Origin of the sequence: Colwellia sp. BRX8-7 (assembly GCF_014077275.1) — a bacterium.
Classification (GTDB): Bacteria; Pseudomonadota; Gammaproteobacteria; order Enterobacterales; family Alteromonadaceae; genus Colwellia_A.
The window spans coordinates 1-380 of record NZ_JACGVP010000105.1 but is presented as its reverse complement, the minus strand read 5'-3'; the positions used below and the strand labels follow the sequence as shown (position 1 = coordinate 380).

Here is a 380-nt window from a genome sequence, read left to right as displayed (position 1 = left end):
GCAAATGTGACGGTACTGGTTGCTGAAAAGCACCACTACAACTTTGATTTATACTTGTCTTCTATTCATTATAATAAATATACCTAAACCTAATAACCAAATAGTGGCAGGCTCAGGTACGTCAACCGCTCCGCAACCTTGGTGTCCAATGATACTACTTGTGGCAAATGTGACGGTACTGGTTGCTGAAAAAACACCACCACAACTTTGATTTATACTTGTCTTCTATTCATTATAATAAATATACCTAAACCTAATAACCAAATAGTGGCAGGCTCAGGTACGTCAACCGCTCCGCAACCTTGGTGTCCAATGATACTGATTGTTGCAGCAAATGTGACGGTACTGGTTGCTGAAAAGCACCACTACAACTTTGATTT

Annotated in this window: 2 protein-coding genes; both read right to left on the bottom strand. The window is 40.0% G+C overall.

The annotated features are described in order from the left end of the window. Window positions 1-48: 48 nt before the first annotated feature. Complete coding sequence (locus H4J57_RS20405; RefSeq protein ID WP_409049415.1) at window positions 49-150, bottom strand: PEP-CTERM sorting domain-containing protein; 102 nt, start codon at window positions 148-150, stop codon at window positions 49-51. Window positions 151-212: 62 nt separating this feature from the next. Beyond that, window positions 213-314: a PEP-CTERM sorting domain-containing protein gene (locus tag H4J57_RS20400; protein ID WP_409049415.1), complete on the bottom strand. Its 102-nt coding sequence runs from the start codon at window positions 312-314 to the stop codon at window positions 213-215. Between the last annotated feature and the right edge of the window lie 66 nt (window positions 315-380).